This is a genomic window from Rhizobacter sp. P3_B12 (assembly GCF_056402895.1).
Window position 1 is genome coordinate 1 of the sequence record NZ_JBFUGN010000374.1, and the last position, 5,496, is coordinate 5,496.

5 protein-coding genes are annotated in these 5,496 nt (G+C 71.3%); 3 read left to right on the top strand and 2 right to left on the bottom strand.

Annotated elements, in window-relative coordinates; all coding sequences use genetic code 11:
- Both AC1D01_RS18790 and AC1D01_RS18795 read left to right on the top strand, forming a co-directional pair.
- The coding region (locus AC1D01_RS18790) for a catalase (protein ID WP_477868914.1) at positions 1-1,292 on the top strand (1,292 nt) is incomplete at its 5' end.
- A 93-nt stretch (positions 1,293-1,385) separates the two neighbouring features.
- The gene (locus AC1D01_RS18795) at positions 1,386-1,895 is read left to right on the top strand and encodes a DinB family protein (protein WP_477868916.1); all 510 of its coding nucleotides are present in this window, start codon (positions 1,386-1,388) and stop codon (positions 1,893-1,895) included.
- Between the two features lie 4 nt (positions 1,896-1,899).
- Here AC1D01_RS18795 and AC1D01_RS18800 read toward each other — a convergent pair whose 3' ends face one another.
- On the bottom strand, positions 1,900-2,721 hold the full coding sequence (locus AC1D01_RS18800; RefSeq protein WP_477868918.1) for a M90 family metallopeptidase: 822 nt from the start codon (positions 2,719-2,721) through the stop codon (positions 1,900-1,902).
- A 145-nt stretch (positions 2,722-2,866) separates the two neighbouring features.
- Here AC1D01_RS18800 and AC1D01_RS18805 point away from each other — a divergent pair, with 145 nt between their 5' ends.
- A complete protein-coding gene (locus AC1D01_RS18805) occupies positions 2,867-4,018 on the top strand; it encodes an NAD(P)/FAD-dependent oxidoreductase (protein WP_477868920.1) in 1,152 nt (383 codons plus the stop codon).
- 4 nt (positions 4,019-4,022) lie between these two features.
- Here the strand turns inward: AC1D01_RS18805 and AC1D01_RS18810 are convergent.
- Positions 4,023-5,496 (bottom strand): FAD-dependent oxidoreductase (locus AC1D01_RS18810; protein WP_477868922.1); only part of this gene is annotated, 1,474 nt, incomplete at its 5' end.

A 5,496-nucleotide genomic window follows, 5' to 3' on the forward strand; every position in this document is an offset into this window, starting at 1 on the left:
GCGTCTTCGAGTGCACCGAGTCGCTCGCCGACATCACCCGGGCCAGTGTGTTCGCCGAGGCCGGCAAGCAGACCGAGACCTTCGTGCGCTTCTCGACCGTCGGCGGCGAGAAGGGCAGCGCCGACACCGAGCGCGACCCGCGCGGCTTCGCGCTGCGCTTCTACACCGAAGACGGCAACTGGGACCTGGTCGGCAACAACACGCCGATGTTCTTCATCAAGGACGCGATCAAGTTCCCCGACTTCGTCCACACGCAGAAGCGCGACCCGCAGACGAACCTGAAGTCGGCGACGATGATGTGGGACTTCTGGAGCAAGGCGCCGGAGAGCCTGCACCAGGTCACGATGCTGTTCAGCGACCGCGGCACGCCCGACGGCTACCGCCACATGGACGGCTTCGGCAGCCACACCTTCAGCCTGGTCAACGCGGGCGGCGAGCGGGTGTGGGTCAAGTGGCACCTGAAGACGCAGCAGGGCATCAAGAACCTGCTGCCCGAGGACGCGGCGCGGCTGGCCGGCAGCGACCCCGACCATGCGCAGCGCGACCTGTTCGGCGCGATCGCGGCGGGCGACTTCCCGAAGTGGAACGTCTTCATCCAGGTGATGACCGAGGCCGAGGCCGCGACGTGGGAGGCGCGCACCGGCTGGAACCCGTTCGACCTGACCAAGGTGTGGCCGCACAAGGATTTCCCGCGCATTCCGGTGGGCGTGCTGGAGCTGAACCGCAACCCGGTGAACTACCACGCCGAGGTGGAGCAGGCCGCGCTGTCGCCGGCCAACATCGTGCCGGGCCTGGGCTTCAGCCCCGACAAGATGCTGCAGGGCCGGCTGTTCGCGTACCACGATGCGCAGCTGTACCGCGTCGGCACCAACCACCAGCACCTGCCGGTGAACCGGCCGCGCTGCCCGGTGCACCACCAGCAGCGCGACGGCAGCATGGCCGGCAGCGCGGGCGACCCGAACGGCAGCAGCGCCGCGCAGAACTACGAGCCGGTGCAGGCGGGCGGCAGCGCGCCGCAGGGCTTCGGGCACGGTGACGCCGGCTGGCCGCTGGATGGCACGGCCGGTCGCTACGACGAACGCGGCGAGTCGGACGACTTCACGCAGGCCGGCAACCTGTTCCGCCTGCTGCCGGCCGACGAGCAGGAGCGCCTGACGAGCAACATCGCGAACGCGATGCGCGGCGTGCCGTCGGACGAGATCCGCCAGCGGCAGATCGGGCACTTCACGAAGGCCGATCCGGCCTACGGCGCCGCGGTGGCCCGCAAGCTGGCCGAAGGGGGTGCACGATGAAGACCGTCCGCCTCGCGATCGGGATGCTGATCAACGGCCTCGGGTTCGGGATTCTCATCACGCACTGGATCAGCTGATCGGCATACTGGCGAGATGCATGCAGCCACCCTGAACGCACTCGCCAGTTTCCCCGACCAGCTCGCGGCCTTCTACGCCGAGGTTCCCCGCGGGTACGAGACCTTCGTGCCCGACAGCTGGGACGGCGTGCCGAGCGAGGCCTTGTCGCCGCTCGCGCAGCTGTGCCACGTGCGCGACATCGAGATCGACGGCTACCACGTGAGGTTGCAGCGCACGCTGGACGAAGACCGGCCGCTGCTCGCGTCGATCGACACCGATGCGCTCGCGATCGAGCGCGGCTATGCGCATGCCGATGCGGCGCAGGTGCTGGCGGCGTTCCGCCTGGCCCGCGAGCAGACGATGGCGCTGCTGCGGCGCATCGAGCCGCCCCAGTGGGAGCGCACTGCCGTGTTCGAAGGCTATGGCGCGCTGACGCTGCGCAGCCTGGTGCACTACCTCGCGAGCCACGACCAGCAGCACCTGGCCGGCTTGCAATGGCTGCTCGGCAAGATCGACGCGGCGCGCGCCGCGTCGGCCGTCAGCTGAATCCTTACCAGCTGAGCGGATTGACGCGGTAGAACCGGCTCAGCTCGGCGAACAGCGCCGGATGCTGCGCGGCCATCTGCGGCGCCTGCTCGAAGAACACCTCGCTCGCGACCGCGAAGAACTCGGCCGGGTTGGTGGCGCCGTAGTGGCTCAGCAGCGATTCTTCGCCGCGCTCGGCCTGCTGCTGCAGCAGCGCGAATTCGCTGCCGAACACCTGCGCCCAGCGCGCGCGGTGGCGGCGGCCGATCCACGGGGCGCCGTTCGCGTCGCCGTTCTCCTGGTCGAGCTGGTGCGCGAACTCGTGGATCACGACGTTGCGGCCGTCGTCCGCCTCGGCGGCGCCTTCCAGCGCGTCGTGCCACGACAGGATCACCTGGCCCTGCGACCACGATTCTCCGGCCAGCACCTGGCGCTGCTCCTGCAGCACGCCGGCCGGGCCGGTGTGCACCTTGTCGACGACGAAGGCGCCCGGGTAGACCAGCACCTGGCTCAGGCTCGGGAAGTAGCCCGGCCGGCGCTTGTTCAGCAGCAGCAGGCAGGCCTGCGCGGCGATCGTCACGCGCATCGCCTCGGTCACCTCGAGGCCGCCGCAGCCGATGAACACCTTCTCGGCGAGGAACACCTGCATGTGCTTCTTCAGCTGCAACTGCAGGTCGGCCGGCATGCCGCGCACATAGGGCACATGCCGGCGCAGGATCTGTCGCCATTCGGCCGGGAACGGGCGGGCGCGCACCCGGCGGCGGCGCAGCTCGATCCACGACGGTTCGCCGATCAGCCAGGCGATGAAGGCGCCGACGAGGCACACGACGATGATGAGGGTCAGCATGGTCCGGTGTGTCCTTGTCGGTGGAGATTCCCACGTGGAGCCGGGCTCCGGCATTTCAATGCGAGTGTGCGGCGGGAGCTTGCCTCCAAAGGTAACCGCCGGCCCCACTGCTACAGTGGCGACCGCTTTTCACGGCCCGCGCCCCATGTCACATCCCATCGTCATCCTCGGCACCGGCCTCGCCGGCTTCACGCTCGCGCGCGAACTGCGCAAGCTCGACACCACGACCCCGCTCGTCATCGTCAGCCGCGACCAGGCCGGCTTCTATTCGAAGCCGATGCTGTCGAACGCGCTGGCCGGCAAGAAGACCGCCGCGTCGCTGGTGATGAAGCCGGCCGAGAAGATGGCGGCCGAGCTCAACGCGACGCTGCGCGCGAACGCGGTCGTCGCACGCATCGACACCGCGGCGCAGGTGGTCGAGCTCGATGGCGGCGAGAGCATCGCGTACCGCGACCTGGTGCTCGCGCTCGGTGCCGATCCGATCCGCGTGCCGCTCGGCGGCGATGGCGCCGACGACGTGCTGTCGGTCAACGACCTCGACGACTACGCCCGCTTCGCCGACCGGCTCGACGGCGTGCAGCGCGTCGCGATCCTGGGCGCCGGGCTGATCGGCTGCGAGTTCGCGAACGACCTGCTCGCGCGCGGCATCGCGCCGACGGTGATCGATCTGGCACCGCGCGCGCTGCCGCGCCTGCTGCCGGAGCAGGCCAGCACGCGGCTGCGCGAGAAGCTGGAGACGGCCGGCGTGGGCTTTCGCTTCAACACCTCGGTCGCGGCGGTGCAGCGCGATGGCAAGGGCTTCACGCTGACGCTGAAGGATGGCGGCACGCTCGCCGCCGACCTGGTGCTGTCGGCCGTGGGCCTGCGCCCGCGCACGGGGCTCGCGCACGCCGCTGGCATCACCACCAACCGCGGCATCGTGACGAACCGGCTGCTCGCGACCAGCGTGCCGAACGTGCATGCGCTGGGCGACTGCGCCGAGGTCGACGGCCACACGCTGCCCTATGTGATGCCGATCATGCAGCAGGCCCGCGCACTGGCCGCGACGCTCGCCGGCAAGCCGACGCCTGTCGTCTACCCGGCGATGCCGGTGATCGTGAAGACGCCGGCCYGCCCGACCGTCGTGTGCCCGCCGCCGCTCGATGCCTCGGGCGCGTGGACGGTGACGCTCAGCGACGAGGGCTGCGATGCGCGCTTCCACAGCGGCGACGGGCAGCTGCTCGGCTTCGCGCTGCTCGGCAGCGCCACGGCGCAGCGGCAGGCGCTGGTGCCGCAGGTGCCGGGGCTGCTGGTCTAGCCTTTCACGCGGCCTTCAGGCGCGCTGCAATGCGCCGCGCCGCCGCGTTGCCGTGAAAGAACGCCTCCTCGAATACCGAGTACCCCGACAGGTCCGCATGCGCGAACTGCACCCGGCCGCTGCCTGAGGCCAGTGCCGCCAGCGCGGGGCTGCCGCGCACGCCGGGCAGCGGAATGCTCATCGCGTGGCCGTAGCGCATCAGGTCCATGCGCACCAGCTTGTCGGGCAGGTCAGGGTGGGCGCCGACCAGCGTCTGCACGACCGCCTGCGACCAGGCCTGCCACGGCTGCTCCAGCAGGCGCTTGCGCTGCGCGATCAGCTGCGCCTCGTTGTCGCCGCCCAGCGCCCAGTAGACCGTCAGCACGGTCGGCCCGGGGTAGGGCCGCGTCGCCTGGTGCATCGCGTCGACATACCCGAGCGTGCTGCTGCCGTACAGCACGTTGTCCCACGAGGGCGGCGCGCCGGGCTGGTCGACCAGCGCGTCCGACAGCTGCAGGTTCGCGACCAGCCACGGCGCATGCCGCATCCCGGCCACCGCCGCCTGCAGCGCCGCCGGCGGCGTGCGCAGCACGCGGGCCGAGATGAACAGCGGCGTCGCGAGCACCGCGTGCGCCGCGGTCCAGCGTTCGGTGCGCTGCGCCTTCGCGTTCCACAGGTCCAGCGTCACCTCGCGCTTCCCCTCCTCGAGCGCCAGCGCGACGCAGCCGTCGTGCAGCCGGCCGCTCAGCGGCGTCGCCAGCCGCTGCGCGAGCCAGGCGTTGCCTTCGGGCCAGGTCAGCACGCCGTCGTCGCGCGCCCGCACGTCGCGCGTGTCATCCCCCGGCGCATGGAAGCCGTGCCGGCTCGCGAAGTAATGCAGCCCGGCCCAGGCCGACACCTGCGCGGCACCGGCACCGTAGTCGTCGCGGCAGCAGTAGTCCAGGTACCAGCGCAACGGCGGTGCGGTGATGCCCTGGTCGTCGAGCCAGCGCGCGAAGGTCACGCCGTCCAGCGCCCGCATCGCCGGCGTCCACGCGGTGCGCGCCGTCGGCAGTGCGAAGCTGCCGGCCGGGCCGGCCAGCGACACCAGCTCGGCGAAGCGGCGGTACTGCGCCAGCGTCGCGTCGCGCTGCGATTCGGGCAGCGCCGCGATCGGCGGCAGCAAGCCGTCGTGCCAGTGGCCGTCGATGAAGAGCCGCTCCTGCGGGCTGTGGCACAGGTGGCGCTCGTCCCACACCGCGCGCCCGCCCTCGCTGCGGCGCAGCCCCAGCGATTCGAGCAGGCCGATCAGCTCCACCGCGTCGTCGCCCGGCACCGGCAGGTAGTGCGCGCCGAGCGGGCAGGCCATGCCGCCCATGCGGTGCGCGCGGCTGTTGCCGCCGGCGCCGTCCTCCAGGTCGAACACGTGCACGTCGTCGATGCCGGCCAGGCCGAGCCGACGCGCGCACGACAGCCCGGCGATGCCCGCGCCGACGACGATCACGCCGGCGCGCTTGTGC

What these genes read in the sequence shown, in the direction of transcription:
- AC1D01_RS18795 (WP_477868916.1), top strand. Translation starts at nt 1,386, where the DNA reads ATGCATGCAGCCACCCTGAACGCACTCGCCAGTTTCCCCGACCAGCTC.
- AC1D01_RS18800 (WP_477868918.1), bottom strand. Translation starts at nt 2,721, where the DNA reads ATGCTGACCCTCATCATCGTCGTGTGCCTCGTCGGCGCCTTCATCGCC.